The sequence below is a fragment of the Corynebacterium sp. UBA2622 genome (assembly GCF_002339505.1).
In the GTDB taxonomy this organism is placed as follows: Bacteria; Actinomycetota; Actinomycetes; order Mycobacteriales; family Mycobacteriaceae; genus Corynebacterium.
Genome location: NZ_DDJO01000018.1, coordinates 1 through 26472 on the forward strand (window position 1 = coordinate 1; position 26472 = coordinate 26472).

The following is a 26472-nucleotide window of genomic DNA, read 5'->3' on the forward strand; positions in this document are numbered from 1 at the left end:
ATCCCACCACCACAACCAGGCCAACCCCCGAAACCCGGGAACAACCTCGCCGCGGCGACGAGAAGAAACAATAACCACCACACCCACAACCACGCAAACCGGCTGCTTATCGCCCCTTTTAGGCCGCGCCAAGTTCAGTGATAAGTGGCGATCGGGCCGTGCGGCCCCTCGATGACCCGCACCTCGGTGTCAAAGATGGCGGTGAGCAGTTCGTCGCGCATGACCTCCGCAGGTGTTCCAAAGGCCGCGATGCGTCCGTCCTTGGCCGCGCAGATGTAGTCCGCGTACCGGGCGGCGAAGTTGATGTCGTGGAGAACGATGACGATCGTTCGCCCCAGCTCGCTGGCGGCGCTGCGGAGATGCCGCATCATGTCGACGGAGTGCGAGATGTCCAGGTTGTTCAGCGGTTCGTCGAGGAGCACGTACTGGGTTTCCTGGCACAACACCATCGCCACGTACGCCCGCTGGCGCTGCCCTCCTGAGAGCTGGTCGAGGTAGCGGTTCTCCAGGGGTGTGAGCCCGAGGAAGTCGATGTACTTCGAGATAATGCGCTCGTCGTCAACCGTGAGCCGGCCGCCCGTGTACGGGAACCGGCCGAAGCCGACGAGCTGGCGCACGGTAAGGCGGGTGACAAAGTGGTTTTCCTGGCGCAGGATTGAGACGATTTTCGCCAGGTCCCTCGAATTCGCGGTGGTCACGTCCATCTGCCCGATTTCGACGGTGCCGGAATCGACCGCGAGGAGACGGCCGATCATGGTGAGCAGGGTAGACTTGCCGGCACCGTTCGGCCCGATCAGCGCGGTGATGCCGCCGGCGGGGATCTCGAGATCGACGGGGCCGATGGAGGTTTCTTTCCCGTAGGTTTTTTGGACGTCGTGAAGCGCGATCACAGCCGGCCCTTTCTGAGGATGACGACGAGGAAGGACAGGCCCCCCACCAGCTCGATGATGATGGAGACCACCCCCTGGGCGTAGAAGATGTGGTTCATGAGGAAGTAGGCGCCGGCGAGGATGACGAACGCGAGCAGGAAGGCCATTGGGAAGACGTACCGGTGGTCGTAGGTGTCCGTGAACAGGTACGCCAGCGTCGCGACGAGGAATCCGAGGAAGGTCATCGGGCCGATCAGCGCAGTGGAGACCGCCATGAGCACCGAGACGAGCACGAGGGTGGCAACCGCGTTCCGCCGGTGGCTGACCCCCAGGTTCACCGCTACGTCCCTGCCCAGCGCCAGGATGTTGAGCCTCTTCGAGTTGAGGACCAAGAGCAGTGCCGCCACACCCACCAGCGGCATGGCCACGGGATAGAAGTGCGGGTCCGCGTTGTTGACGGAGCCGAACATGCGGGCGGTGAGCACGTCGAACTCGCTTGGGGTGAGCATGCGCTGCATGAACGTCGACAGTGACCCGAGACCTCCCCCGATGACGATGCCCACGAGCAGCATGGCGTGCATGTTGTTCGCGGAATCCGCCAGCAGCCAGGTGTAGAGCACGAGGGAAAGGCCGACCATCACCGCCACCTGGGCGAGGAACATCGGCAGCGTCCGCGCGTTATTCAGCCCGGCGACCCCGAGGAAGTAGACGGTGGCCGTGTGGATCGCGACGTAGAGGGATTCGAAACCCATGATCGACGGTGTGAGAATGCGGTTGTTGGTCACCGTCTGAAAGGCCACGGTCGCCAGCGACTGGCACAGGGCGACGATGAACATGGCGATCACCGAGTTCATGCGCCGCCTCGCGATGAGCCAGTAGCCGCGGGTGCCGTAATCCACGGGGTTGCCGTATGCAATCAACCCCGCGACAAACGCAAGCGCGAGCACCGCCAGGACCCCAAGCGCGAGCCAGTATCGCCGCATGCTTTGCGACGTCTGGAACGCGCCCACGTGTCTTTCGTCGCGCACCGGTTTCATCACCCCTGCCCTACCCACGGCGCGTCTGCCTCACGATGAGCGCCACGAAAACCGCCGCGCCGACCACCCCGAGGATGACCGAGACCGGCATCTCGAAGGGCGCGATGATGATGCGACCGAGGAGGTCACACACGGTGACGATGCCCACGCCCAGGACACACACCCAGGGCAGGTTCGAGCGGATGTCGTCGCCGCGCACCATGCTCACCACGTTGGGGACGATGAGACCGAGGAAGGGTAGGTTGCCCACCACCACGGTGACCACACCGGAGGCGACGGCGACCAGGCCGGTGCCCACGAGCACGACCCTGTTGTAGTCCAGGCCGACGTTCGTGGCCACATCCTGGCCCAGACCCGCGACGGTGAGCTTGTCCGCGTAGAGGAACACGGCGACCACCACGGCGAGCACAATCCACAGCACCTCGTACTGGCCGGCGATAACGCTGGTAAAGGAGCCCGCGAACCACACACCGAGCGACTGCAGCAGGTTCGTCTCCAGGGCGAAGAACGTCGAGACCGAACTGACCACCGCTCCCAGCATGATCCCAACGATCGGTACCACGAGCGAGGACCGCAGGGTCACGCGCCGCAGGAAGAGGAAGAAGACCATCGTTCCCGCGAAGGCGAAGGCGACTGCGACGAGCATGCGCACGAGGATCGGGGCGTGCGGAGCGACAACCAGCGTGGTGAGGAGCCCCAGCCCGGCCCACTCCGTGGTGCCCGTCGTGGTTGGTTCCACGAAGCGGTTCTGGGTGAGCATCTGCATGATCAGCCCGCTCATCGCCATCGCCGCGCCGGCCAGCACCAGCGCAATGGTGCGCGGGACGCGGGTGGCCCGGAACATTTCCCAGCCGTCCGGGCTGCGCCAGATGTCGTACTGCCCGACGAACAGAGAGGCGGCCAGGAGGGCGGCAACAATGGCGGCACCCGCCAGGAGCCTCCAGTCGAGGAGCGCCGGGCGGGTGGCGGTGGAGGTCGATGGCATCTACTTGGCGGCCTCGAAGGAGTCGGCGAGCTGGTTAAGGATCTCGGTGTAGGTGATGATCGACTCGTTGGTGTAAGTGTCGGCCGGCGCGACGTAGACGTGGTTGTCCTTGACCGCGGTGACGTTCTTCAGCGGCTGCGAGTCGGCGATCACGGTCTGGGCGGAAGGTGACCCCTCGTCGGAGCGGGTGCCTGCATCACGGTCGAGCACGAGAATCCAGTCCGGGTTGGATTGGGCGATGGACTCGACGGAGATGTCGTCGCCCTGGTGGTCGTTGGTCGCGTTGTCCACCTTCAGGGCGGGCTTCATTCCCAGCATGTCGAAGACGGGGCCCCAGACCCGCCCGATGCCCGGAGCGACGTAACCGAGCTCACCGCCGGAGGCGTTGAGCGCCATGACGGTCTGGTCCGGGTTGTAGGCGGACTTGGCGCGGTCCCGGGCGGCGGTGAAGTCGTCGACAAGCTTTCTGGCGTCGTCCTGCTTGCCGAAGACCTCGCCCAGAGCCTCGGTCTGGCGGATGAGCTCTTCGTCGAGGGGCTTGCCGTCGCGGGGTTCGAAGTCGAGGACGGCGGCGTCGGGGACGAGTTTGCCGATCTCGCCGTCGTACTTCTGGAAGCGCTGGCCCGAGACGACGACATCCGGGTCGGCCGCGACAATCGCCTCGAGATTGGGCTCGCGGTGGCTGCCGATGTCGACGATGTTCTCGTCATCACCGATGCCCGGGATTGTGGTGGGGACGAGCTGGCGGGCCGCTGCGACGGGCTTGATCCCCCACTGGTCGACGATCTCGAAGGAGCGGTTGTCCAGGGCCACGACGCGCTTCGGCGGGCTGGGAACGACCTTCTGGCCCGTGTTGTCCTCCACGGTCACCGAGTCGGTGGCCGCCGTCGCGCTCGCGGAGCCCGCAGCCCCGTCGGCGGAGCTCGAGGCACCGGTTGCGGTCGAGGCCTTCTCCCCGGTCGAGCACGAGGCGAGGCCCAGGGACGTGACGGCGGCCAGCGCGACAACGGCGGTGCGCGCGGTGAAACGGGACATGGGATCCGCTCCTTTGATTCATCCAAAAGTAGGTAAGGCTTACCTGGGTCAAGGTACAAGTTGCAGTTAAGTAAGCCAATCCTTACCCCCGCCCCGTTTCACGCGCCCCGCGTATTTACAGCACACAAGTGTTTTCTAATTCGCGGCCGGGGGTATCGCGGGGGTGACCCGCAGGCCCCCAGACATGGGAGAACCCCCGGCCACATGTGGCCGGGGGTTTAACGGTGGAGATGCCGGGAATTGAACCCGGGTCCTCCATTACCGCACCAGGGCTTCTCCGTGCGCAGTTCGCGCTACGCCTCTGCTCGGCCCTCCGGATCAGGCAAACATGTCCGGATGACGGGCCCAGTCAGTGTGAGAAGTCCCTTCCGAACCCCGCTGACAAGGCCGGAAGGCAAGTCCCCTGAGTCGATGCCAGGTACCGGGACGGGGACGGGCCCGGCCTGACAGACACGCGGTCGCTACTTAGGCAGCGAGGGCGTAGTCACGCTGAGAGTTCTTCTCTGCGTTTATTGTTTGCTGCGACGCTCACGGTGGTCTCCAGCCTGCACCGGCACGCTTCCCCTGGATTGATCAATGGAGTCGAAACCAAAATCATCCCCATTGCGCTACGGCGGGAATCTGCTTGAACCGTAGGAAAGGTAAGCTTAGCCCTCCCCTCCCCCGGCCCGCAAGAGGCCCCGGCGCGCGGCTACCCCAACCCGGAAGGCGCCACGCGGAGAAACTCGACGGTGGCGCCAGGGCCCGCATCGACCGCCAGGCGCACCGCGCGCGCCACGGCTGAGGGGGCCATCTTCGGGGCATCGCCGTGCTCATTGCCGGAAATCATGTCGGTGTCCGTCCGCCCCGGGTGGATGGAGGTGACGCGGACGCGGCCCTTCTCCTCCAGGCTCAGCGCGTCCGTGAAACCCTTCAGCGCGTACTTCGTGGCGCAGTAGGCCGTGCCCTCCTCCACGCCGTGGAACCCGGCCCCGGAGTTGATGGTCACCAGCAGGCCCGAGGAGCGTCGTAAAGCGGGCAGGAGTGCGCGGGCGAGATCGACGCCGGCGAAGACGTTGACCTCGAAGGCCTCCATCCATTGGGCGCGGGTGAGGTCCTCGAAGCGACCCTTCGGGAAAAGGCCGGCGGCATGGACGAGCACGTCGAGCTCCCCGATGCGCCCGGCGGCGCGGGCGAGGGCTTCGGGGTCGCGCAGGTCCACCTCGAAAGGCTCGGCCGAGGGGAGCTCTGCGACGACCTCTGAGGCGTCGCTGCTCGCGCCCACGTAGACGTGGTGGTCTCTCCCCAGCTCCTCTGCGATGGCCCGGCCGATCCCCCGGGAAGCGCCGGTGACGAGTGCCTTCTTCACGCCTTGATCCCCTTCAGCTTCCGGCCGAGGTCGCGGGCGATTTCCCGGTCCTCGGTGCGCCGCTTGATGCTCTGGCGCTTGTCGTAATCCTGCTTGCCCTGCGCCAGGCCGAGCTCCACTTTGGCGCGCCCGTCCTTGAGGTAGAGCGACAGCGGGACCAGGGTGCGGTTTCCGTCCTTGATCCTGCCCTCCAGCGAGTCGATCTCCCGGCGGTGCATGAGCAGCTTGCGCGTGCGGCGCGGGCTGTGGTTCGTCCACGACCCGCGCGAGTACTCCGGAATGTGGAGGTTGCGCAGCCACACCTCGCCGTTGTCGATGGTGGCGAAGGCCTCGACCAAGCTCGCCTTGCCCTCGCGCAGCGATTTGATCTCCGTGCCCACGAGGGCGATGCCCGTTTCGTAGGTGTCGAGGATCGTGTAATCGTGCCGCGCCTTGCGGTTCGACGCGACGACACCGCCGGGGGTCTGCTTTTTCTTCTTCTTGGCCATAACCCCTAGCAGTCTAGCGCGCTAGTTTCGCACGTAACTACGAAGCGCCACCTGCGCGGCGATGCCGCCGAGCGCGACCGCCGCGAGGGTGACAAGCGGCATGACAACCCACACGGTGGAGTCGGGCACGCGCGCGATCAGCTGGGATGAGTAGAGGTCGCTCAGCATCGGGTCGACGACGAAGCGCTTGCTTGCCCACGCCACGAGCGTGCCGACGATCCCGCCGACGAGGACGGAGACGACGGCCTCCAGCACGAACGGCGCCTGGGTGAACCAGCGCGACGCGCCCACCATCCGCATGATGCCGATCTGCTCCCGGCGGTTGAACGCCGCGAGCTGGACCATGTTGGCGATGAGGAACACCGCGGCGACGGCCTGCGCGCCCGCCACGAGGAAGGCGACGTTGCGGAAGGTGTCCATCGTGCCCGCCGCGTGGCGGACGGTGTCGGCCTGGTCTGTCACCACGGCCACCTGGGGCATGTCGCGGATCTCGTCGATGGGCGAGGCATCGGCGGGATCCTTCAGGCGCACGTGGAGCGCGGCCGGAAGGGCGTCCGGGCTGGTCTCGCGGACCAGCTCCGGCTCGGTGTCCTTGAACAGCTCGACGAAGCGTTCGTAGGACTGCTGGCGGGAGCGGAACGTGACCTGCTCGACGCGGTCGTCGGACTGGAGCTTGTCGCGGACCTCCTTGCACTCGGTGCTGGAGCAGTCGGTGTCCGAGGAGGAGATCTGCTCGTCGAGCTCCACCATCACCTCGACGCGGTCGAGGTAGAGGTCCTTCGTCTCGGCCGTGGCCTGCGAGATCATGATGCCCGCGCCGACCAACACCAGGGAAAGCGCGGTGGTGATGATGAGCGCGATGGTCATGGTGATGTTGCGTCCGAGCCCGCGCAGGCCCTCGCGGAAGATAAATCCCCAGTTCATGCTTAGCGCCCTTCCGTTCCGTACACACCGTGGCTGTCGTCGCGCACCAGCTTGCCCAGGTGCAGCTCCATCACGCGCTGACGCATGTCGTTGACGGCGCGCGCGTTATGGGTGGACATCACCACCGTCGAGCCGAGGCGGTTGATGCGGGCCAGAAGGCCCATGATCTCGTCGGCGGTGGCGGGGTCCAGGTTGCCCGTCGGCTCGTCGGCAAGCACGAGCGGGGGCCTGTCGACGAAGGCGCGCGCGATGGCCACGCGCTGCTGTTCGCCGCCGGAGAGCTCGTTGGGCATGCGCCGGGCCTTCGAGTCGAGGCCGACGAGCTCGAGCGCCTCGGGCACCAGCTTGGCGATCTTCGTCTTCGACTTGCCGGTGACCTCCAGGGCGAACGCGACGTTGTCGTACACGTTGAGCTTGGGCAGGAGGCGGAAGTCCTGGAAGACGTAGCCGATGGACTGGCGCAGCCGGTTGATCTCCCGGCCCTTCAGGGCGTTGACGTGGAAGTCGTTGAAGTAGATGTCGCCGCCGGAGACGTTCTCCTCGCGGATCATCAGCTGCAGGAAGGTCGACTTGCCCGAGCCGGAGGGGCCGATGAGGAAGACGAACTCGCCGTCGCCGATTTCGAAAGAGACGTTGTCCAGCGCGGGGCGCGTGGAGGTCGGGTAGATCTTGGTGACATCCGAAAATCTAATCACCCGTCACACCCTACCTGTTACGGGTGTGACACAAAACCACTCGGGAGCACGCCTGTTGCGCTGTCGCGCGTGGGTCGCTCACTCCCCCTCCGCCTGGGACTGCGCCATCCGCCAGCGGATGCCCGCCTCGAGGAACCCGTCGATGTCGCCGTCGAGAACTTTCTGCGGGTCCCCCACCTCGTAGTTCGTGCGCAGGTCCTTGACCATCTGGTACGGGTGCAGGACGTAGGAGCGCATCTGGTTGCCCCACGAGGCGTTGCCCCCGGCACCGAGCGCATCCATCTCCGCCTTTTCCTCCTGGCGCTTACGCTCCAGGAGCTTGGACTGGAGCACGTTCATCGCGGAAGCCTTGTTCTGGATCTGCGACTTCTCGTTCTGACAGGTAACCACGATCCCGGTCGGGAGGTGCGTGATGCGCACGGCGGAGTCGGTGGTGTTGACCGACTGCCCGCCGGGGCCGGAAGAGCGGTAGACATCCACGCGGATGTCGGAATCCGGCACGTCGATGTGGTCAGTCTGCTCCACCACGGGCAGCACCTCCACCTCGGCGAAGGACGTCTGGCGCCGACCCTGGTTGTCAAAGGGCGAGATGCGCACAAGGCGGTGCGCGCCCTGCTCCACCGAGAGCTGGCCGTACATGTACTCGCCGTGCACCGCGAAGGTGGCCGACTTGATCCCCGCCTCCTCGGCGTAGGAGATGTCGTAGACGTCCACCTTGTGGCCGTTCTTCTCCGCCCAGCGCACGTACATGCGCATGAGCATCTCGGCCCAGTCGGCGGCGTCGACCCCGCCCGCGCCGGAGCGGATGTTCACCACGGCCTCGCGCTCGTCGTACTCGCCCGAAAGCATCGTCTGCACCTCGAGCGACGCCACGGCCTCCTCGAGGTCCGCCAGCTCGTCGGCGGCGAGGGAGGGATCCCCCTCCTCCTCGGCGAGCTCGTACATGACGGGCAGGTCGTCGACCCGCGAACGCAGGCCCGTGATCTTGCGCAGCCGCCCCTGGACGTTTGAGAGCTCCGTGGTGACCTTCTGCGCGTGCGAGGGGTCGTCCCACAGGGAGGGGTCGTTCGCCTGCTGCTCCAGCTCGCGCACCCGCGCCCCCATCTCGTCGAGGTCCATCACCTTTTCAATGGTGGTGAGCGTCGAATCGAGGTTTTGGATGCGCGATGAAGTCTCGGGATGCATAACGCCCCACTTTAGCGGAGCGCCGGGAACCCGCCGCCACCGCGAGCCGGGCCTCTCCACCACGCTGACACGGGCTGGCGGCGCGCCCATAATGGAGCCCATGCCGACCACCGAAGAATTCATTCACGCCCACCGGGAATCCAGCGACACACAGCTTGCCGACGCCCTCGTCAAGCACGCGGGCGACCTCGCCCTGCGCATGAGGGGCGAGGGTGTGACCACGGACTACAAGACATCCGTCTCCGACGTGGTCACGGACGCCGACCGCGCCGCAGAAGGGTTCGTCGCCGGGGCCCTCGAGGCGTTGCGCCCGGACGACGGGATCCTCGGGGAGGAGGGGGCCGCCCGCGACTCCGCCAGCGGCCGGACCTGGGTGATCGACCCCGTAGACGGTACGTTCAACTTCTCCCGGGGCTCCGACTACTTCTGCTCCGCGCTCGCCCTCACCGACGGAGAGGACGTCATGATCGGGGCGGTGAACCGGCCGGCGACGCGCACGACCTGGCTGGCGGCGGACGGGCGGGCAACGCGCAACGGCATCGAACTGGGTCGCCTCGAGGGGGCGTCGATAAGCGAAGAGGCGGTGGTGACCTACCTCCACCCCACGTTCATGCGCGACGACGGGGTGCGCGAGACCTGGCTGCGCGTGGTGCGCGACGCCGCGACGATCCGCATGTGGGGCGCGGGCTCGGTGGACCTGGCGAACATCGCCTCCGGCCAGCTCGGGGCGTGGCTGCAGCACAGCGTGGCGGACTGGGACTGGCTGCCCGGCAAGGCGCTGATCCAGGCCGTGGGCGGCGAGGCCGTCAAGGTCGAGGCGGGCGGCGTGACCTGGTGCGTCGCCGGGAACCCGCAAATCGTCGGGGATATTAGGGCTAGGCTTGAGGGCCATGTCTAACTACGCCGACGACCTCGCCCTGGCCCTCGAATTGGCGGACATCGCGGACTCCGTCACCATGGACCGCTTTGAATCCGCCGACCTCAGCGTCGAGTCCAAACCGGACATGACGCCGGTTTCCGATGCCGACCTCTCCGTCGAGGAGGCGCTGCGCGGCAAGTTGGAGGAAACCCGGCCCAGCGATGCGGTGATCGGCGAAGAGTTCGGCGGCGACGCCGTGTTCGAGGGCCGGCAGTGGGTCATTGACCCCATCGACGGCACCAAGAACTTCGTGCGGGGAGTGCCCGTGTGGGCCACGCTCATCTCGCTGCTCGTCGACGGCGAGCCGGTGGTCGGCGTCATCTCCGCGCCCGCCCTCGCCCGGCGCTGGTACGCCTCCGAGGGCTCCGGGGCGTGGCGCACCTTCAACGGCGGCGCGCTCAAACGTCTCTCCGTCTCCGGCGTGGGTGATCTCGCGGACGCCTCGCTGTCCATGTCCTCCCTGGCCGGGTGGGAGGAGCGCGGCTTGCGGGAGCGCTTCCTGGAGCTGACGGAGAAGACCTGGCGGCTGCGCGGTTACGGCGACTTCTTCTCCTACTGCTTGGTCGCCGAGGGCGCGGTGGACATCGCCGCCGAGCCCGAGGTCTCCCTCTGGGATCTCGCGGCCCTTGCGGTCCTGGTGACCGAGGCCGGCGGCCGATTCACCTCGCTCGCGGGTGAGGAAGGCCCCCACGGCGGCGACGCGGTGGCCACCAACGGCCGGCTTCACGGCGCCGCCCTCACCGCCCTCGGCACCCTCGGCGAGGGGTAGCCAACCGGGTGACCGGTGCCGCTGCCGGGGCACTTTTCCCGGTCATCCCCTGACGCGCCGGTGTTAGGGTGACCGGGTGAATCACGCGCAGCAGCCCCCGAGACTCATCGTCCCCGACCTGGCCCGCGGCCTCGCGCTGCTGGGCATCGCGACCGCGAACGCGGCGCAGGCGTGGATCATCAACGACTACGACACGCCCGGGGGGCTCGGCTGGACCCTCGGCGGCGTGCGGCCGGGCAATCTCCCCGATCAGGCGCTCGCGGTGTTCGCCGCGATGTTCGTCCACGTCCGTGGCCTGCCGATGTTCTCCACGCTGCTGGGCTTCGGCATCGGGTTGATCGCCGCAAGCCTCTACCGCAAGCACTACCCGCCGGCCGCGGCCCGCAGGGTGCTCGTGCGGCGCTACGCCTTCCTGGCGCTGTTCGGCCTCGCCCACCTTTTCCTGCTCTTTTACGGCGACATCATGGTGATGTACGGGACCATCGGCGTGATCGTGGCGCTACTTTTCACGCAGTCAACGCGGGCGCTGCGGATCGTCGCCTACTGCACGCTCGGGGCCTCCGCCCTGCTCTCCGCCCTCGCAGCGGCGGGGTCCTTCTTCACGGACGACGGCATGGGCCTGCACGGAACACCCACCACCGATCTGCTCACACCGGCCGAATACGTGCGCGAAAACGTGGCCCAGGCGGTGTCCATGCTGGCCAGCGTTCCATTCGGGGCTTTCTCGCTCATCGGCCTCGTGCTCATCGGCTACGTCTGGGCGCGGGAGGGTTACCTCGTTGACGTGGACAGGCACCGCCGCATCCTGGTCACGTGGGTGTGCGTCGCGGCGGCCGTGGTGGTCCTCCTCGGGCTGCCCCTCGGGTTGTCCGCCATCGGGGTGATCGACCCCGCTTGGGAGGGCCCCCTCTACATCCTCAACACGGGGCTGGGGTCCTTCACCGGGCCCGGCATCCTGGCCGGCCTGACCCTCGTGGCCGACCCCGTGCAGAAGCGGATGTACCGCCGGTACGAGGAGGTGGGAGACCCTTCCGCGCCGGCGTGGGCACACCCCTTCGTCGCGCTGGGGAAGCGCTCCATGACGGGCTACCTCGCGCAGTCGTTCCTCTTCATCGCTTTTACCATGCCCTTCACCCTCGGCCTGGGCCTGCACGCCTCCATCACGGGCAAGACGGGGGTCGCCGTCCTCGTGTGGCTGGTCACCCTCGCGCTCGCCTCCGTCCTGGAGAGGTACGGGATCCAGGGGCCCTTCGAGAGCCTGCACCGGCGCCTCTCCTACGGGCCGACCAAGCGGCTGGAGCCCTACTCCCCCGGGCCCGGCGCTCCCGTGGCCGGCACTGGCGGGGTGCGCGGGGAAACCTCTCCCGAAACCCGCTGAAACCGGATACGCTGAACGGCACGACCTAACACGGGCGCCCCATGGTCAGGGGCTGAGACCGCGCTGAATCCCGCGCGGGCACCGTTTGAACCTGTCTGGTTAGCACCAGCGAAGGAAGTTGAAGGAGTGTCATGACAGACATTTACGCGCGCGAAATCCACCCCAAGCACCGCTACGCACCCATCGTGCGCGACGGCCTCGAGATCCCCGAAACCGCCATCCAGCTCGACGATTCCCCCACCGGGCCTAATCCCGACTTCTCCATCTACCGCACCCGCGGGCCGTGGGCCGAACCCGAGGACGGCCTGCCGGGCCTGCGCACAGGGTGGATCACCGGACGCGGGGATGTCGAGGAGTACACCGGCCGCGAGCGCAACCTGCTTGACGACGGCACCCGCGCCGCCAAGCGGGGGGCAGCCAGCGAGGAGTGGCGCGGGGTGCGCCGGGCTCCCCTGCGCGCCCGCGGGGGCAGGCGCGTGACGCAGATGCACTACGCCCGGCAGGGCGTCGTCACGCGCGAAATGGAGTTCGTCGCGCTGCGCGAGCACTGTGACGTGGAAAAGGTCCGCTCGGAGGTCGCGGCGGGCCGGGCGATCATCCCCAACAACGTCAACCACCCGGAGAGCGAGCCGATGATCATCGGCAACGCGTTTTTGACCAAGATCAACGCGAACATCGGCAACTCCGCCGTGACCAGCTCCATCCGCGAGGAGGTGGACAAGCTGCGCTGGGCCACGCGCTGGGGCGCGGACACCGTGATGGACCTGTCCACCGGCAACGACATCCACACCACCCGCGAGTGGATCCTGCGCAACTCCCCCGTGCCCATCGGCACCGTGCCCATCTACCAGGCGCTGGAGAAAGTCGGCGGGATGGCCGAGGAGCTGACGTGGGAGATCTTCCGCGACACCGTCATCGAGCAGGCCGAGCAGGGCGTGGACTACATGACGGTCCACGCCGGCGTGCGCCTGCCCTTCGTACCGCTGACCTCCCGGCGCGTCACCGGCATCGTCTCCCGCGGCGGCTCCATCATGGCCGGCTGGTGCCTCGCCCATCACAAGGAGTCCTTCCTGTACGAGAACTTCGACGAGCTCTGCGAGATCTTCGCCGCCTACGATGTCGCCTTCTCCCTCGGTGACGGCCTGCGCCCCGGCTCCATCGCCGACGCGAACGACACCGCCCAGTTCGCTGAGCTGAAGACCATCGGCGAGTTGTGCAGGCGCGCCTGGGACTACGACGTCCAGGTGATGATCGAGGGCCCCGGTCACGTACCGCTGAACAAGATCCAGATCAACAACGACAAGGAGGAGGAGTGGTGCGGCGGCGCGCCGTTTTACACCCTCGGCCCCCTGGTCACCGATATCGCTCCGGGTTACGACCACATCACCTCCGCCATCGGCGCCGCCAACATCGCCGCCGGCGGAACTGCGATGCTGTGCTACGTCACGCCGAAGGAGCACCTCGGCCTGCCCAACAAGGACGACGTGAAGACGGGCGTGATCACCTACAAGCTCGCCGCCCACGCCGCGGACGTGGCCAAGGGCCACCCCGGGGCCCACGAGTGGGACGACGCGATGAGCAAGGCGCGCTTCGAGTTCCGCTGGAACGACCAGTTCGCGCTCTCGCTCGACCCCGACACCGCTCAGGCCTACCACGACGAGACCCTGCCCGCCGAGCCCGCGAAGACGGCGCACTTCTGCTCCATGTGCGGCCCGAAGTTCTGCTCCATGCGCATCAGCCAGGACATCCGCGACGAGTTCGGCGACAAGCTCGACGAGGCGCTCACGCCGGAAAACCAGTCCCTCATCGCCGACCTCGGGATCCCCACCTTCACCCCGTCGGTGACCCGGCGCGAGGGCGAGGAGAAGATGGCCGAGGAATTCCGAGAGCTCGGTTCCCAGGTCTACCTTCCGGAGGGGGCGAATTCCTAGGGGCGCGCCCCTACACTTGAGCACCATGGCTGAAGACAAGAACCCGGAAAAGACCCCCGGCGGCCCGTCCGTCAAGGACGGTGAACTCTACGAGAAGCTCCGCGAGGAGGGCAACTCCAAGTCCAAGGCCGCGGCCATCGCCAACGCCGCCGCCAAGTCCTCGCGCTCCAAGGTGGGTGAGAAGGGCGGGAAGTCCGGTTCGTACGAGGACTGGACCCGCGACGAGCTCTACGAGCGCGCCCGGGAGCTGGAAATTGAGGGGCGGTCGGACATGAACAAGGACGAGCTGATCAAAGCCCTGCGCAATGACTGACGGCCGCGCCGGTCTCGACCTGCGCTGCTACTTTGTCACGGGCGCGGGGCCGGACGTCGTCAAGCGCGCGCGGGAGGCGGCCCTCGGCGGCGCCGGGGTGATCCAGGTGCGCAGCAAACCGATCTCCGCGCGGGATCTGTACCTCCTCGCGCGCGAGGTGGCCCGCGAGGTGCATAAGGTCAGCCCCGGGACGCGGGTGCTTGTCGACGACCGCCCGGACGTCGCCCTCGCCCTTCGCGGCGAGGGGGTCGCGGGCGTGCACGTGGGCCAGGACGACCTGGACGTGCGCGTCGTGCGGGACCTGCTCGGCCCCGATGCCGTGATCGGCCTGACCACGGGCACGCTCGAGCTGGTTGAACATGCAAACGAGGTGGCCGACTGCATCGACTACATCGGCGCGGGCCCCTTCCGCGCGACCCCCACGAAAAACTCGGGCCGCCCGCTCCTCGGGCTCGAGGGTTACCCGGAGCTCGTTCGCGCGTCCCGGGTGCCGGTAGTGGCCATCGGCGACGTGACGGCGGAGGATGCCCGCGACCTGGCGCGCACGGGCGTGGACGGGGTGGCGATCGTGCGCGGGATCATGAACGCCGCGGACCCCCGCGGCTACGTCGAGCGGGTGATCCGTGAATTCGACCGCGGCGCGGCCGGGTAGGGGCACGCATGGCTAACCGGCGTGTCTTCGCCAGCGTCATCCTCTTCCTGGTGACGGCGGGGTGGTCCGCCAACCACTTCGCCTCCGTGCTGGTAGTGCTGAGGGAGCGGCTGCACCTGTCCCCCCTGCTGGTCAACGGCGCCTACGGCATCTACGCACTGGGGCTGCTGCCCTCCCTGTTGGCCGGTGGCGCGGTCGCGGACCGGGTCGGGGCGCGGCCGGTGGTGATGTCGGGCAGCCTCGTCGCGGCGCTCGGCAACCTCGTGCTGCTCGTCTTCCACGGCCCGGCGGGGTTGCTGTGCGGGCGGTTCGTGGTGGGCCTCGGCGTGGGCCTGGTGGTCAGCGCCGGCACCGCCTGGGCTGCGCGCCTGGGCGGAGCCGGCGGTGCGACGCTGGCCGGTATCGTGCTCACCTCGGGTTTCGCGCTCGGCCCGTTTTTCTCGGGCGTGGTGGCGGAGACCTTCGCACCTGTGTGGGTCCCCTTCGCCCTCACCATCGGGTTGTCCCTGTGCGCCGTGGTGTACTCGCTGCGCGCGGGTGACGTGCCGCGGGTGATCGCGCCGGCCGCCTCACCGGGAAGCGGTGCGGCCCCCGGCGGGCGGTCCGCCGCTCGGGCGCTGGCCACCGCGGTGCCGGTGGCGGTGTGGGTCTTTGCGTCCATCACGACCCCGATGGTGGGGTTGTCCGCCCGCGTCGCGGAGTACTTCTCCACCGGTGTCTTCCTGCCGGGGCTGGCGGCCGTCATCGGCTTCGGCACCGGCCTCGTAGTCCAGGCGCTGGGCAGACGTTTCGACTGGGGCCCGCGGGCCGGGGTCACCGGGGCTGTCCTGGCGGCGGCCGGAATGCTGCTCGCCGGGCTCGGGGGCGCGACCCCGCCACTGCCGCTCTTTTTCGCCGCGACGGTCCTGCTCGGGGCGGCGTACGGCCTGTGCCTGCGCGACGGCTTGCTGGATGTGAACACCTACGCGCCCCCGGCGCACCGCGGGCGCGTGATGGGCATGTACTACGCGGCCACTTACGTCGGCTTCGGCCTCCCGCCGCTGATCCAGTGGCTGGAGCCGCGCGTCGGCCCGTCCTTGCCCTTCTTCGTGCTCGCCGCGCTGGCCGTGGTCTCCGCCACCGTCCGCGCGGCTCAGATCCGGTCGCGTTACCTCAACCGCGCCTGAAACCGCAGACAGGAGATCCTGATGATTGAATTCAGAACCCTCGGGGAGCTCACGGGCCCTCAGGCCTACGCCCTCTTCCGGCTCCGCGTCGACGTCTTCGTCGCCGAGCAGAACTGCCCGTACAACGAACTCGACGACATCGACGCCGACCCCGAAACCCGGCACGTCCTCGCCTGGGGCGAAGACGGTGCACTGCTCGCATGCGGCCGCGTCTTCCCCGCGGGGGACGGGCCCCACTTCGGGCGTTTCGTGGTCGCCCCCGCCGCGCGCGGGACGGGCCTGGGGCACGAGCTGCTGGGGCAGGCCATCGACTACACCACACGCTGGGAGGGGGACCTCGTCATCGAGGCGCAGGCCGGCCTGGTGGGGTACTACAACCGGTTCGGGTTCGTGGAGGAGGGCGAGGAGTTCCTCGATACCGGTGTTCCCCACAGGCGGATGAGGATCCGTCGCGGAGCGGGCGCGTGACCGCGACCGGAGCACTCACCGTTTCCGTCGTTGGGGCGGGCATCGTGGGGCTGGCCACCGCACTCACCCTCGCGGACCGGGGCCACGCCGTCACGGTGCACGACCCGGAGCCGCTGTCCGGTGCCTCCCACCACGCGGGCGGGATGCTCGCGCCCACGGCGGAGATGGTCTACCGGCAGGACCCGCTGTTTCCCCTGATGAACCGCGCCGCCGAGTGGTACCCCGAGCTCATCGCCCTCACCGCCAGGTTCTCCAACCTGCCCACCGGTTACCGCACGGAGGGCACCCTCGTGGTGGCGCGGGACAGGGCGGACCGCGCCCACCTCGAGCAGCTGCGCGCCTACCAGCGCGAACGCGGCATGGACGTCGATTCCCTGACCACCCGCCAGGCCCGCACCCTCGAACCCGCCCTCTCCCCCTCGCTGGCCGGGGTGGTGCGCATCGCCGGGGACCACCAGGTCCAGCCGAGGCTGTTCACGCGCGCGCTTTACGACGCCTGCCGCGCCGCCTCCGTCACCTTCCGCGAAGAACGGATCACCGACGTTTCCGCCCTCGAAGCGGACCAGGTGATCATCTGTGCCGGTCTCGGTGCCCGCGACATCATGGGCTGGTATTCCGGCGAGGCCCCGCTGAAGCTGCGCCCCGTCTACGGCGACGTGGTGCAGCTGCGCGTGCCCGAGCACCAGTACCCGCTGGTGGACCGGGTTATCCGCGGCTTCGTGGAGGACCGCCCTGTCTACCTCATCCCCCGGGAGGACCACACTCTGACCATCGGCGCCACCAGCCGCGAGGACGACCGCCCCACGCCGCAGGTCAGCGGGGTGTTCCAGCTGCTGCGCGACGCCATCGAGATCGCCCCGGGAATCGAGGACTGCGACTTCCTGGAGACCACCACCGGCGCCCGCCCCGGCTCCCCCGACGACCTGCCCTACCTGGGGCGCGTGAGCGACCGCGTCGTCGTCTCCACCGGGTATTTCCGCCACGGCATCCTGCTGGCCTCGCTGGCCGCCAGGTGCGGTGCCGAGGTCGTCGAGAAGCGGGAGCCCTCCGTAGACTTGACCGCGTGCGACCCGATGAGGCACTCAGACCGTGGGAGGAACCGATGAAGATCACGCTGAACGACGAGCCCCGGGACACCGCCGCGGACACCGTGGAGGCCCTCGTGGTTGAGGCGTGCGGCGAGGTGCCCGCCGCGGGTACCGCCGTGGCCGTGGACGGCGAGGTGGTCCCCCGCTCCGCCTGGGCGGCCACCGGGCTCGCCGAGGGGGCGCGCGTGGACATCCTCACAGCGGTCCAGGGAGGTTAACCGTGCTCGAGATTGCCGGACGGAAACTCGGCTCGCGGCTCATCATGGGCACCGGCGGCGCGAGCTCGATGGACATGCTGGAGCGCGCCCTCGTGGCCTCGGGCACCGAGCTGACCACCGTGGCCATGCGCCGCCACGCCGCGAGCGCGCCCGGCGGGGAGTCCGTCTTCGAGATGCTCACCCGCCTCGGCATCGCCGCTCTGCCCAACACCGCGGGTTGTCGCACCGCGCGCGACGCCGTGATCACCTCTCGGCTCGCCCGCGAGGCCCTGGGCACCGACTGGGTCAAGCTCGAGGTCATCGCCGACGACCGCACGCTGCTTCCTGACGTGGTGGAGACCGTCGACGCCTGCGAGCTGCTCGTCGACGACGGGTTCACCGTCCTCGCCTACACCTCCGACGACCCCGTCGCGGCGCGGCGCCTCGAGGACGCCGGAGCCTCCGCGGTCATGCCCCTGGGGGCGCCGATCGGCACGGGGCTGGGGATCCTCAACCCCCACAACATCGAGCTGATCTGCTCCCGCGCCGGGGTCCCGGTGCTCATCGACGCCGGGGTGGGCACCGCCTCCGATGCGGCCCTGGCCATGGAGCTCGGGTGCGCCGGGGTCCTTCTGGCCAGCGCCGTGAACCGCTGCCAGGACCCCGTGGCCATGGCGCGGGCGATGAAGCTCGCCGTGGAATCCGGTGAGCTCGCCCGCGGTGCCGGGCGCATCCCCCGCCGCGAGCACGCGGTGGCCTCCTCCAGCTTCGAGGGACTGGCCAGCTGGGCCGACCAGGTCCTGTGAGCCCGCGCGGGTCCGACCTGCCCCGCGGGGAGCTGGAGCGCACCGCCCGGCAGATGAACCTCCCCGGCTTCGGCCTGACCCAGCAGGAGGCCCTCCACCGCGCGCACGTGCTCGTCATTGGCGCCGGCGGGCTCGGCTGCCCGGTGATGCAGGCCCTCGCCGCAACCGGTGTCGGGCGCATCACGGTGCTTGACGACGACACCGTCGACCTCTCCAACATCCACCGCCAGACCCTCTTCAGCGCCGCGGACGTGGGCCGCGCCAAGGTTGAGGTGGCCCGCGGGCGGCTGGAAGGGCTGCAGCCGGGGATCACCGTCACCGCGCTGGCCGAGCGGTTCACCGCCGCCAACGCCCTGGATCTTTTGGGCGATGTCGACGTGCTCGTCGACGGCTCCGACACCTTCGCCACCAAGTTCCTCGCCGCCGACGCCGCGGAGATCACCGGTACCCCCCTTGTCTGGGGCTCGGTGCTGCGTTACAGGGGGGACATCGCCCTGTGGTGGTCCGGGCCCGGCGCGCCCGCCGACGGCGCGGGAATGCGCGACCTCTACCCCGCCCAGCCCGCAGCCGGCTCGGTGCCGGACTGCGCCACCGCGGGAGTGCTCGGGGTGACCACCTCGGTCGTCGGCGGCCTCATGGCCACGGAGGTGGTGAAGCACCTCACGGGTGTCGGCGAGTCCCGCGTCGGCGGGCTGCGCATCTACGACGCGCTGACCGGGACTATCAGGGCCTTCGCGGTCGCCCGCGATCCGGGGCGCGCGCCGGTCACGGACTTCGGCGACTACGGGGCGGGCGCGTGCGCCGTGCCCGCCGGGGGTGGCCGGGGCGGGGACGGGGGCGCCGCCAAGCTGCTCGCGCGTGGACTTCCCGCGATCGACGTGCGCGAACCCCACGAAAAGATGCTGCGCGACCTCCCCCGCCCCGGTGTGAGCCTGCCGACCTCGGTGTGGGAGGACCGCCCGGAGCGGGCCACGGAGCTGCTTGCCGGCTTTGGTGCCGGGTCGGAGGTGCTGGTTTACTGCGCCTCCGGTGCGCGCTCGCGGCGCTTTGTGGAGCGCTTCGCCGGGGAGGCGGCCCGGCGCGGCATCACGCTGCACGACCTTCCTGGCGGGGCGAACGCGCACGGACTAGATTCGGGCCAATGAAATTCCTCGCAGTATCCACCAGCACCCACCGCTACCAGTCCACCGGCATCCACACCGGCATGTGGCTCGGCGAATACACGCACTTCTACGACGTGATGGAGAAGGCCGGGCACCAGGTTGACCTGGCCAGCATCGCCGGCGGTTCCGTCCCCATTGACCCGGTGAGCCTGCAGGGCCCCTACCTGCTCATGGGCGGCACCAACAAGCGCTACGAGGACGCGACGTTCATGGAGCAGCTTGACTCCACCCCGGCGCTCGCGGACGTCACCCTCGACGACTACGACGGCATCTACCTCATCGGCGGCCACGGCACGATGTTCGACTTCGACGACGAGTCCCTCAAGGCGGCGCTGGCCCACTTCACCGAGAGCGGCAAGATCGTCTCCGCGGTGTGCCACGGCCCGAACGGGCTTCTCGACGTCCCGCTCTCCGACGGCACCAGGCTTCTCGACGGCAAGCGCGTCACCGGTTACACCTGGGCCGAGGAGAAGCTCGCCCGTCGCTCCAACGAGGTGCCCTTTTCCCTGGAGGAGCGCCTTACCGAGCAGGCCGGTGAATTCTCCAAGGCCCGCGTGCCCATGACCAAGCACGTCGTGGTGGACGGCAAGCTGGTCACCGGCCAGAACCCGACCAGCGCCGCGGGCGTGGCAGAGGCGATCCTGGAGAACTTCTAGGCTTCACCCGTTTTGTTCCCGCCCGGCTACCGGGGCCGGATCAAAGCACCCGCCGCCGAGGACGTGGCGGCCGAGCCGACGAGCACGAGGATTGTGTAGAGGATCCCCGTCACGCCCAGCATGTTCAGGACCCACCCGAAGAAGAGCGCGCCGATCACGGCCCCGGCAATTGCAACAATCCAGCGTCCCACGGTGGTACTCCCCTCAGTCATCGGTCTCATGCGTACCGGCGCCAGCCTACCGGCTCGGCCCAGAGATCCAAGGGCGCGTGCTAGGCTGTCCGGCGATGAAGGGGAGTAGATCCGCCTCGCGGCAGCCAGCCGCGCGGTCGTGGCAGGTCGACACACTGGTGGTCCCCCACCCGGCCTGTCAGCTCTGAGAAAGAGTGAGCGAGACCTTCGACCCCGCAAACAGTGCGGCGTCGAACGGTCTCTTTTTCATGGCCCGCCGGCGCCCCCTCCGGAGGCCCGAACATGTCAGACACCACCCCCACCACCGATGCGCCGCGTAGCCCCGCACAGGAGCAGACACTGCTGGAGCGCTTCATGTGGCTATCCATCGCCGCGTCCATCGCCACCATCGCCCTGAAGCTCGCCGCGGCGCTGATCACCGGGTCGGTGGGCTTTCTTTCCGACGCCATCGAGTCCGTGATCAACGTCGTCGCCGCGGTCGTGGGCCTGTGGGCGCTGAAGATCTCCGCCAAGCCGGCGGATGACAACCACCCCTTCGGCCACGCCAAGGCCGAGTACTTCTCCGCCCAGGTCGAGGGCGCGATGATCTTCGTCGCGGCCATCGCCATCATCTACACGGCGGTGGAGCGCATCCTGCACCCCCAGCCCATCGAGCAGGCGGGCCTGGGCCTTCTGCTCTCCACGATCGCCTCCGTCCTGAACCTCGCGGTGGGGCTCCTGCTCATCCGAGCCGGCCGACGCTACCGCTCCGCGACCCTCGACGCCGACGGCCACCACCTCATCACGGACGTGTGGACCACCGTGGGTGTTCTGGTGGGCATCGCCCTCGTGGCCCTCACCGGCTGGGAGATCCTCGATCCCGTCATCGCCCTGGCCGTGGGCGTGAACATCCTCTTCACCGGCTACAAGCTGCTCAAAAGCGCGATCCTGGGGCTCCTCAACCAGGCCCTGCCCCGGGAGGAGCTGGACACCATCGACGGTTACCTGAACGCCTTCGCCGCGGAGAAGGGCGTCGCCTTCACTTCCGTGCGCGCGGTCGCCTTCGGCCGCGACCGCCTGGTGAACATCGTGATGCAGGTGCCCGGTGACTGGTCCGTCGAGCGCTCGCACTCCTACGCCGACCTCATCGAGGAGGGCATCGCCCGCTCCCTCGGAGGCGCCGAGACCGTGGTGCACATCGAGCCCCTCGGCACCGAGACGCGGGTCGGGGGGCGCTGGGGGTAGGCGCGCNNGGCGCGCTGGGTGTAGGCGCGCTGGGTGTAGGCGCGCTGGGTGTAGGCGCGCTGGGTGTAGGCGCGCTGGGTGTAGGCGCGCTGGGTGTAGCGGAAGGGTTAGAGCATCTTCCCGTGCACGTCCCACCCGTGCTCCTGCGCCTGCCGCAGCGCGGCCATGCGCCGGAAACCGACGGCGTGGTCCGCCATGAAGTTCACCGCCTTGAGCCAGAACCCGTCGGAGTGTTCCTCCACCGCCTCGTAATACGCATCGGTATCGATCTCCGGGTACATGTTCTTTCCCGCGTAGAGGATCATCATCGAGGGTGCCCCCTCCATGGCGTAGTAGCACGCCGCGCGGTCCGCGGTGTACTCCTGCGCCCGTGACAGCGACGGGCTCAGGCGGGTGAGCGTGAGAACTGGGTTGACGATCAGCCTCCAGAAGCTCACGTGCCCGCACTTGATGTGGCCGAGCTCGTGGGCGAGCACGAACCGCAGGCCCGAGAAGTCGTCGTGGCGGTACGCCATGTCCACCAGGTCGCTGTAGACCACCACGTAGGCCGCCTGGGTGCGGCATTTCGCCGAGTACGCGTTGAGCGTCCCGTTCCCGTTGAGGAGGTACAGCGGGGGAATCTGCCGCATCCGCCTGGGAACACCCTTCCCCGGCGCGCCGAAGCCCATGTCCCGGGCGAGCCGCTCGTACTCGTCCCACAACCGCGGCAGCTGGCGAGGGGTGACCTCCACCCCGTTCGCGATCTTGCTCCAGTACTGCCACCTGCCCAGCACCGCCCACGCGATCACCGGGGCGAGCAGCCCCAGAAGGGCCGCCGCCGCCCAGTCGGGCAACGGGGTGTCGGTGAGGGTGAGGTAGAGGATCACCGCGACCATCGCGGCGGTGAGGACGAGCCCCAGCACCAGCATCGGGATCTCCGCACGGTGCCGCAGCTTGGCGACGCCCGGCCCGCTCCCCTGTACGTCCTCGACGGCCACGGACAACTCGGGCCCGGTGGTGGATTGCGGGGATGCAGCGGGAAGACGGGAGGCCATGGGCGCTTTCTGGTCGGCTGGCACAGGTGACCCACCCAGGCTATCCGCCGCTCCCCGCACCGACAATGTGGCACCGGCAGAGCGCGCCGTGACCTGTCCACAGGAAAAGGCCCCCAGCTTAAAGCTGGAGGCCTTTCCTTTTAGTAGCGGGGGCAGGATTCGAACCTACGACCTCTGGGTTATGAGCCCAGCGAGCTACCGAACTGCTCCACCCCGCGACGGGTGATATTCACTTTCACCTGCTGCCATCAACTGGCAACGAAGAAGAACTATATAGACTTCCCTCCCCAACACCAAATCGGCTGGTGAGGGGTGTCGCCAAGCGAATAAAGCGGGGCCCGGCAGGTCTCCCCGCCCGGCCCCGCTTCCACCCTGCCCTACTTGGCGTTCTTGTAGCTTTCCACGGCCTTGTCCAGGCCGTCGAGGGCGCGGCCGTACTCCTCGAAGGAGCCGTTGCGCGCGCTCTGGACCTGCTTCAGGGCGTCGTCGATCTGCTTGAGCGCGTCGTCGCGGCTGCCCGAGGCGGGGGCGTTGCCACCCTGCTGGGCAGGCGCGGGCGCGTTGTTTCCGCCGTCGTTCGCGATGTCGATGTCCTGGGCGGCGTCGGAGTTGATCCCCACCTGGCTCAGAGCCTGCGAGATCGTCGGGGCGTAACCGACCTGTCCGCGGTAGAAGACCAGCACCCGCAGCAGCTTCGGGAAGGCCGAAGCTTGGTCCTTGCGCTGCGAGTAGATCGGCTCGACGTAGAGGATCTCTCCCCCGCCCACCGGCAGGGTGAGCAGGTTGCCGTTCTTCAGGTCGTTCGTGCCCTGCCACAGGGTGCGGTCGCGGGCGACCTGGTCGGAGGACATCAGCGCGTCCTGCGCCTGCTTCGGGCCCTGCGTCTGCGTGTTCGTGGGCAGCACGCGGACGGTGATCTTGCCGTAGTTGTCCGGGTCGGACGACACCGACATGTGCGCCGAGAGGAACTCGCGGCTCAGGCCGCGGAACGGCGTGATCAGCTGGAAGGAGGGCTTTTGCGTCTCCGGGTCCGCGGCGACCACGTAGTACGGAGGCTGGTTCAGTTCCTGGCGGCCCTCGGGAGCCGTCGGATCGTTCGGCACCGACCAGAAGGCGTCGTTGTTGAAGAACACGCCCGGATCGTTGACGTGGTAGCGGGCAAGCAGCTCGCGCTGGACCTTGAACAGGTCCTCGGGGTAGCGCAGGTGCTCCCGGAGGTCCGGGGAGATGTCGCTGCCGGGGTGGACGGTGTCGGGGAAGGCTCCCATCCAGGCCTTGAGCACCGGGTCGGACTCATCGAAGGCGTAGAGGTCCACGCTGCCGTCGTAGGCGTCCACGGTGGCCTTGACCGAGTTGCGGATGTAGCCCAGGTTCTTGTTCACCAGGCGCTGGGTGGTGCCGTCGGGGTTGAGGGCGTCCTGCGTGGTGTCTGTGAGCGAGGTGCGCGTGGCGTAGGGCATCTCGGCGAGCGTTGTGTAGCCGTCCACGATCCACTTCACGCGGCCGTCCACGACGGCCGGGTAAGTCTTCGAATCGGTGGTCAGCCAGGGAGCGACCTTCTGCACGCGCTCGCGCGGGTCCCGGTCGTAGAGGATCTTCGAGTCGGAACCGACCCGGTTGGACAGGATCATGTTCAGCTCGTGGAACTTTACGGCGTAGGCGGCCCGGTTGACCCAGTTGCCCACGTTCACACCGGCGCGCCCGGAGTAGGTGTAGGAGGAGGTGTCGGTGTCGTACTCCACCGGGCCCTGGCCGTTGTCTCCGACAATGGCGTAATCCAGGCCGTCCTTGGCTCCGGCGATCACCGGCCCGTAGTAGATGCGGGGCTCGTCGACGCGGATGCCCAGCTGCTCCGCTTCACTGCTGGCCTCCGCCTGGGCGTTGGCCTGAAGGTCGGAGACGGAGAAGATGGGCAGACCGCCACGGGTGGAGCCGGCGTCCTGCGCCGCCTCGTCGACGGTGTTCGCCTGCGCCGCGACGAAGCCGTTGCCGTGGGTGTAGACGGTGTGGCGGTTGATCCAGTCACGCTGGTTTTCCTGCAGGGAGTTCGGGTTCAGCTCGCGGGCCGCGACGACGAAGTCCCGCATCTCGCCGTTTACCTCGTAGCGGTCCATGGCAAGGGTGTCCGGGAAGCCGTAGAAGTTGCGCAGCTGCTGGTTCTGGGTGAACGTCGGCGAGATGATGTCCGGGTCGAGCAGGCGGATGTTCGCGATGGTCGCGGCATCCTTGGCCACGTCGTTGTTGGAGACGTTGCCGCCCCAGTTGTCGTCGTAGGTGACCTTGTCGTCGGTCAGCCCGTAGGCCTGGCGGGTGGCCTCGATGTTGCGGCCGATGTACTCGTTTTCCTTGGCCTGGCGGTTCGGCCTGACGGAGAACTGCTCGAGCAGCGCCGGCCACACGCCGCCGATGACGACGGCCGAGAAGAGCATGAGCACGGTGGCCAGGACCGGGACGCGGAAGTCCTTGTAGACGATGGACGCGAAGAACGCCGCGGCGACGATCACCGCGATGACGGTGAGGATGATCTTCGCCGGCAGCGACGCGTTGATCGTCGTGTAGGACGCACCAGTAAAGATGTCGTTCTGCTGGAACAGGAGGCTGTAGCGCTCCAGCCAGTAACCGACCGCCTTGAGCAGCATCCACAGGCCCGCGGTGAGAGCGAGCTGGACGCGCGCGGGACGGGAGATGAAGCCCTTCACGCCGGCGACGTTGCTGCCGATGCGGATGCCGCCGAGCATGTAGTGCGCCACCAGGCCGACGATGAACGCAACGATGAGGAGCATGGACAGCAGATCCACGACAACGTTGAGGGCGGGCAGGGTGAATGCGTAGAACCCGAGGTCGCGGTGGAACTGCGGGTCGGTGGTGCCGAAGTCGGAGCGGTTGAGCCACAGCATGAACGTGCGCCACATCCGCTGGCCGATCAATCCGCTGAAGAGCGCCACCGCCACCGGAATCCAGATGAGCAGCGTGCGCACCCCGGCGTTGATCGATGCCCGGTACGGGTTCGGACCGGAAGCGAAGGGGTCATCCGCGCCGAGGTCGCGGGGCCGCCCGCGCCACGCGAAATGCGCCGCGAGATAGCTGATTGCTCCGCCGATGACCGCGAAGACGAGGAAGAGCACCACGCGGGAGATGATGACCTTGCTGAACACGCTCCGGAAGTCGAGCTCCCCGAACCACAGCCAGTCTGTGTAGAAGCTGATGATCAGCGGAACGAGGAAGATGAGGGCGCCGACTATGAAAATGGTCGTGGCCAGGCCTTTACTCGGCTGGCTTGGGCGCGGGCGAGGCTGGGTTAGGCGGGTAGCCAATCCTGCTCCTTAGAAAGAGTTTCAAATAACGCGTACTAGAGTCTTAGCTTAAAGTGACCAACGCCCGAGCGGCCAGAAGGGTTCCCCCATGCTTTCCCAGCCAGCACTCAATAAAGCCATGATGGAAGCCGTGGAATTCGTCCACGCCGAGGGGTGGGATGCCGGCCCCACCCTCTTCGCCCTCGTGCCCACGGATCTGCTGGTGGACCAGTTCGACCGTCTCGACACGGAGGGCGCGGACTCGCCGCTGACCCTCGTGGTCCAGGACAACCTCCCCGAGACGATCCTCCCGGGCTCAGAGGAGCTCGCGGAGTACGTCGCGCGCCTCGCCTGGCCCCGCGAGGTCGAGGGGGTCGTGCTCGCGCAGGAGATTGTCTTCCGCGACGCCTCCGCGCCCGACACCGCGGAGCCCCGCGCCGCGCGCCTGTTCTCCGGGGTGCTGCGGGGCGAGGATCTGGAGCTCACCCTCCTGCAGCTGCGCCCCACCGAGGAGGAGCTGGAGGCGAAGGGGCCCTTCGCGCAGGACGACATCGAGCTGCGCGGCGGCCCCGGTGTCGCACCCCACGTCATCGCGGCGCTGCGCTTCGGCCTCGAGCAGGACCCCGACGAATTTGAATTAAGCTAACCCCCGACACCT

At 68.1% G+C, this 26472-nt stretch carries 27 protein-coding genes, 1 tRNA gene, 1 other RNA gene and 1 riboswitch; of the genes, 15 read left to right on the plus strand and 14 right to left on the minus strand.

The features are described 5' to 3' along the window. Positions 1-134: 134 nt before the first annotated feature. From B3611_RS08160 to prfB, 10 genes are all read right to left on the minus strand, one after another. The gene (locus B3611_RS08160; RefSeq protein WP_291314589.1) at positions 135-890 is read right to left on the minus strand and encodes an ABC transporter ATP-binding protein; all 756 of its coding nucleotides are present in this window, start codon (positions 888-890) and stop codon (positions 135-137) included. Continuing rightward, complete coding sequence (locus B3611_RS08165; RefSeq protein ID WP_291314590.1) at positions 887-1852, minus strand: iron chelate uptake ABC transporter family permease subunit; 966 nt, start codon at positions 1850-1852, stop codon at positions 887-889. Before B3611_RS08165 ends, B3611_RS08160 begins: the two co-directional genes overlap by 4 nt. 64 nt (positions 1853-1916) lie before the next feature. Next, positions 1917-2891, minus strand: coding sequence for an ABC transporter permease (locus B3611_RS08170; protein WP_291314591.1), 975 nt, complete (start codon positions 2889-2891; stop codon positions 1917-1919). Beyond that, positions 2892-3926 carry a siderophore ABC transporter substrate-binding protein gene (locus B3611_RS08175; RefSeq protein WP_291314592.1) on the minus strand — a complete coding sequence of 345 codons (1035 nt, stop codon included), beginning with the start codon at positions 3924-3926 and terminating at the stop codon, positions 2892-2894. 222 nt (positions 3927-4148) lie between these two features. Further along, positions 4149-4528: a transfer-messenger RNA gene (gene ssrA / locus B3611_RS08180) on the minus strand. 89 nt (positions 4529-4617) lie between these two features. Further along, entirely contained in the window at positions 4618-5274 is a 657-nt protein-coding gene (locus B3611_RS08185; RefSeq protein WP_291314593.1) for an SDR family oxidoreductase, read from the minus strand. Beyond that, positions 5271-5762, minus strand: a complete 492-nt coding sequence (gene smpB / locus B3611_RS08190) for an SsrA-binding protein SmpB (RefSeq protein WP_291314594.1) — start codon at positions 5760-5762, stop codon at positions 5271-5273. The genes B3611_RS08185 and smpB overlap by 4 nt, the downstream gene beginning before the upstream one ends. A gap of 21 nt (positions 5763-5783) precedes the next feature. After that, the gene (gene ftsX / locus B3611_RS08195) at positions 5784-6686 is read right to left on the minus strand and encodes a permease-like cell division protein FtsX (RefSeq protein ID WP_291314595.1); all 903 of its coding nucleotides are present in this window, start codon (positions 6684-6686) and stop codon (positions 5784-5786) included. 2 nt (positions 6687-6688) lie between these two features. Next, complete coding sequence (locus B3611_RS08200) at positions 6689-7381, minus strand: cell division ATP-binding protein FtsE (RefSeq protein WP_291314596.1); 693 nt, start codon at positions 7379-7381, stop codon at positions 6689-6691. A gap of 78 nt (positions 7382-7459) precedes the next feature. Then, a complete protein-coding gene (gene prfB / locus B3611_RS08205; protein WP_291314597.1) occupies positions 7460-8566 on the minus strand; it encodes a peptide chain release factor 2 in 1107 nt (368 codons plus the stop codon). A 100-nt stretch (positions 8567-8666) separates the two neighbouring features. On the opposite strand from prfB, the gene B3611_RS08210 reads away from it, so the two are divergent. From B3611_RS08210 to B3611_RS08270, 13 genes are all read left to right on the plus strand, one after another. Continuing rightward, positions 8667-9464, plus strand: a complete 798-nt coding sequence (locus B3611_RS08210; protein ID WP_291314598.1) for an inositol monophosphatase family protein — start codon at positions 8667-8669, stop codon at positions 9462-9464. Next, positions 9457-10254: a histidinol-phosphatase gene (gene hisN / locus B3611_RS08215; RefSeq protein WP_291314599.1), complete on the plus strand. Its 798-nt coding sequence runs from the start codon at positions 9457-9459 to the stop codon at positions 10252-10254. The genes B3611_RS08210 and hisN overlap by 8 nt, the downstream gene beginning before the upstream one ends. A 76-nt stretch (positions 10255-10330) precedes the next feature. Then, entirely contained in the window at positions 10331-11632 is a 1302-nt protein-coding gene (locus B3611_RS08220; protein ID WP_291314600.1) for a DUF418 domain-containing protein, read from the plus strand. A 20-nt stretch (positions 11633-11652) separates the two neighbouring features. Further along, a riboswitch (TPP riboswitch) is annotated at positions 11653-11766 on the plus strand. After that, positions 11764-13563: a phosphomethylpyrimidine synthase ThiC gene (gene thiC / locus B3611_RS08225; protein ID WP_291314601.1), complete on the plus strand. Its 1800-nt coding sequence runs from the start codon at positions 11764-11766 to the stop codon at positions 13561-13563. It overlaps the preceding riboswitch by 3 nt. A 25-nt stretch (positions 13564-13588) precedes the next feature. Continuing rightward, positions 13589-13876, plus strand: a complete 288-nt coding sequence (locus tag B3611_RS08230) for a DUF7218 family protein (RefSeq protein WP_291314602.1) — start codon at positions 13589-13591, stop codon at positions 13874-13876. Continuing rightward, positions 13869-14528 (plus strand): thiamine phosphate synthase, encoded by a 660-nt coding sequence (locus B3611_RS08235; RefSeq protein ID WP_291314603.1) that lies wholly within the window; start codon positions 13869-13871, stop codon positions 14526-14528. Before B3611_RS08230 ends, B3611_RS08235 begins: the two co-directional genes overlap by 8 nt. An 8-nt stretch (positions 14529-14536) precedes the next feature. Continuing rightward, positions 14537-15694, plus strand: a complete 1158-nt coding sequence (locus B3611_RS08240) for an MFS transporter (protein WP_291314604.1) — start codon at positions 14537-14539, stop codon at positions 15692-15694. Positions 15695-15715: 21 nt separating this feature from the next. Continuing rightward, complete coding sequence (locus tag B3611_RS08245; RefSeq protein WP_291314605.1) at positions 15716-16162, plus strand: GNAT family N-acetyltransferase; 447 nt, start codon at positions 15716-15718, stop codon at positions 16160-16162. Next, positions 16159-17268 (plus strand): glycine oxidase ThiO, encoded by a 1110-nt coding sequence (thiO, locus tag B3611_RS08250; RefSeq protein ID WP_291314606.1) that lies wholly within the window; start codon positions 16159-16161, stop codon positions 17266-17268. Before B3611_RS08245 ends, thiO begins: the two co-directional genes overlap by 4 nt. Beyond that, positions 17265-17468, plus strand: coding sequence for a sulfur carrier protein ThiS (gene thiS, locus B3611_RS08255; protein ID WP_291314607.1), 204 nt, complete (start codon positions 17265-17267; stop codon positions 17466-17468). The genes thiO and thiS overlap by 4 nt, the downstream gene beginning before the upstream one ends. Before the next feature lie 2 nt (positions 17469-17470). Continuing rightward, a complete protein-coding gene (locus tag B3611_RS08260) occupies positions 17471-18253 on the plus strand; it encodes a thiazole synthase (RefSeq protein ID WP_291314608.1) in 783 nt (260 codons plus the stop codon). Further along, the gene (locus tag B3611_RS08265) at positions 18250-19398 is read left to right on the plus strand and encodes a ThiF family adenylyltransferase (protein ID WP_291314609.1); all 1149 of its coding nucleotides are present in this window, start codon (positions 18250-18252) and stop codon (positions 19396-19398) included. The genes B3611_RS08260 and B3611_RS08265 overlap by 4 nt, the downstream gene beginning before the upstream one ends. Next, positions 19395-20072 (plus strand): type 1 glutamine amidotransferase domain-containing protein, encoded by a 678-nt coding sequence (locus tag B3611_RS08270; RefSeq protein ID WP_291314610.1) that lies wholly within the window; start codon positions 19395-19397, stop codon positions 20070-20072. Before B3611_RS08265 ends, B3611_RS08270 begins: the two co-directional genes overlap by 4 nt. Before the next feature lie 26 nt (positions 20073-20098). Here the strand turns inward: B3611_RS08270 and B3611_RS08275 are convergent, their stop codons facing one another. Beyond that, a complete protein-coding gene (locus B3611_RS08275) occupies positions 20099-20293 on the minus strand; it encodes a glycerol dehydrogenase (protein ID WP_291314611.1) in 195 nt (64 codons plus the stop codon). A gap of 252 nt (positions 20294-20545) precedes the next feature. On the opposite strand from B3611_RS08275, the gene B3611_RS08280 reads away from it, so the two are divergent. Beyond that, on the plus strand, positions 20546-21487 hold the full coding sequence (locus B3611_RS08280; protein WP_291314612.1) for a cation diffusion facilitator family transporter: 942 nt from the start codon (positions 20546-20548) through the stop codon (positions 21485-21487). Positions 21488-21594: 107 nt separating this feature from the next. Here the strand turns inward: B3611_RS08280 and B3611_RS08285 are convergent, their stop codons facing one another. From B3611_RS08285 to B3611_RS08295, 3 genes are all read right to left on the minus strand, one after another. After that, positions 21595-22521, minus strand: coding sequence for a M48 family metallopeptidase (locus B3611_RS08285; protein ID WP_291314613.1), 927 nt, complete (start codon positions 22519-22521; stop codon positions 21595-21597). 144 nt (positions 22522-22665) lie between these two features. After that, positions 22666-22739, minus strand: a tRNA-Met gene (locus tag B3611_RS08290). Between the two features lie 159 nt (positions 22740-22898). Beyond that, positions 22899-25835, minus strand: a complete 2937-nt coding sequence (locus tag B3611_RS08295) for a UPF0182 family protein (RefSeq protein WP_291314614.1) — start codon at positions 25833-25835, stop codon at positions 22899-22901. An 88-nt stretch (positions 25836-25923) separates the two neighbouring features. Here B3611_RS08295 and B3611_RS08300 point away from each other — a divergent pair, with 88 nt between their 5' ends. After that, positions 25924-26460 carry a PPA1309 family protein gene (locus tag B3611_RS08300; RefSeq protein WP_291314615.1) on the plus strand — a complete coding sequence of 179 codons (537 nt, stop codon included), beginning with the start codon at positions 25924-25926 and terminating at the stop codon, positions 26458-26460. The last annotated feature ends 12 nt before the right edge of the window (positions 26461-26472 follow it).

Excerpts from the sequence above, each read along its gene's own strand:
- B3611_RS08280 (WP_291314612.1), top strand. The coding sequence starts at position 20,546 with ATGTCAGACACCACCCCCACCACCGATGCGCCGCGTAGCCCCGCACAG.
- ftsX (WP_291314595.1), bottom strand. The coding sequence starts at position 6,686 with ATGAACTGGGGATTTATCTTCCGCGAGGGCCTGCGCGGGCTCGGACGC.
- B3611_RS08240 (WP_291314604.1), top strand. The coding sequence starts at position 14,537 with ATGGCTAACCGGCGTGTCTTCGCCAGCGTCATCCTCTTCCTGGTGACG.
- B3611_RS08300 (WP_291314615.1), top strand. The coding sequence starts at position 25,924 with ATGCTTTCCCAGCCAGCACTCAATAAAGCCATGATGGAAGCCGTGGAA.
- B3611_RS08235 (WP_291314603.1), top strand. The coding sequence starts at position 13,869 with ATGACTGACGGCCGCGCCGGTCTCGACCTGCGCTGCTACTTTGTCACG.
- smpB (WP_291314594.1), bottom strand. The coding sequence starts at position 5,762 with ATGGCCAAGAAGAAGAAAAAGCAGACCCCCGGCGGTGTCGTCGCGTCG.
- B3611_RS08285 (WP_291314613.1), bottom strand. The coding sequence starts at position 22,521 with ATGGCCTCCCGTCTTCCCGCTGCATCCCCGCAATCCACCACCGGGCCC.
- hisN (WP_291314599.1), top strand. The coding sequence starts at position 9,457 with ATGTCTAACTACGCCGACGACCTCGCCCTGGCCCTCGAATTGGCGGAC.
- B3611_RS08165 (WP_291314590.1), bottom strand. The coding sequence starts at position 1,852 with ATGCGGCGATACTGGCTCGCGCTTGGGGTCCTGGCGGTGCTCGCGCTT.
- thiC (WP_291314601.1), top strand. The coding sequence starts at position 11,764 with ATGACAGACATTTACGCGCGCGAAATCCACCCCAAGCACCGCTACGCA.
- B3611_RS08245 (WP_291314605.1), top strand. The coding sequence starts at position 15,716 with ATGATTGAATTCAGAACCCTCGGGGAGCTCACGGGCCCTCAGGCCTAC.
- B3611_RS08170 (WP_291314591.1), bottom strand. The coding sequence starts at position 2,891 with ATGCCATCGACCTCCACCGCCACCCGCCCGGCGCTCCTCGACTGGAGG.
- B3611_RS08230 (WP_291314602.1), top strand. The coding sequence starts at position 13,589 with ATGGCTGAAGACAAGAACCCGGAAAAGACCCCCGGCGGCCCGTCCGTC.
- B3611_RS08275 (WP_291314611.1), bottom strand. The coding sequence starts at position 20,293 with ATGAGACCGATGACTGAGGGGAGTACCACCGTGGGACGCTGGATTGTT.
- B3611_RS08175 (WP_291314592.1), bottom strand. The coding sequence starts at position 3,926 with ATGTCCCGTTTCACCGCGCGCACCGCCGTTGTCGCGCTGGCCGCCGTC.
- prfB (WP_291314597.1), bottom strand. The coding sequence starts at position 8,566 with ATGCATCCCGAGACTTCATCGCGCATCCAAAACCTCGATTCGACGCTC.
- B3611_RS08210 (WP_291314598.1), top strand. The coding sequence starts at position 8,667 with ATGCCGACCACCGAAGAATTCATTCACGCCCACCGGGAATCCAGCGAC.
- B3611_RS08270 (WP_291314610.1), top strand. The coding sequence starts at position 19,395 with ATGAAATTCCTCGCAGTATCCACCAGCACCCACCGCTACCAGTCCACC.
- thiS (WP_291314607.1), top strand. The coding sequence starts at position 17,265 with ATGAAGATCACGCTGAACGACGAGCCCCGGGACACCGCCGCGGACACC.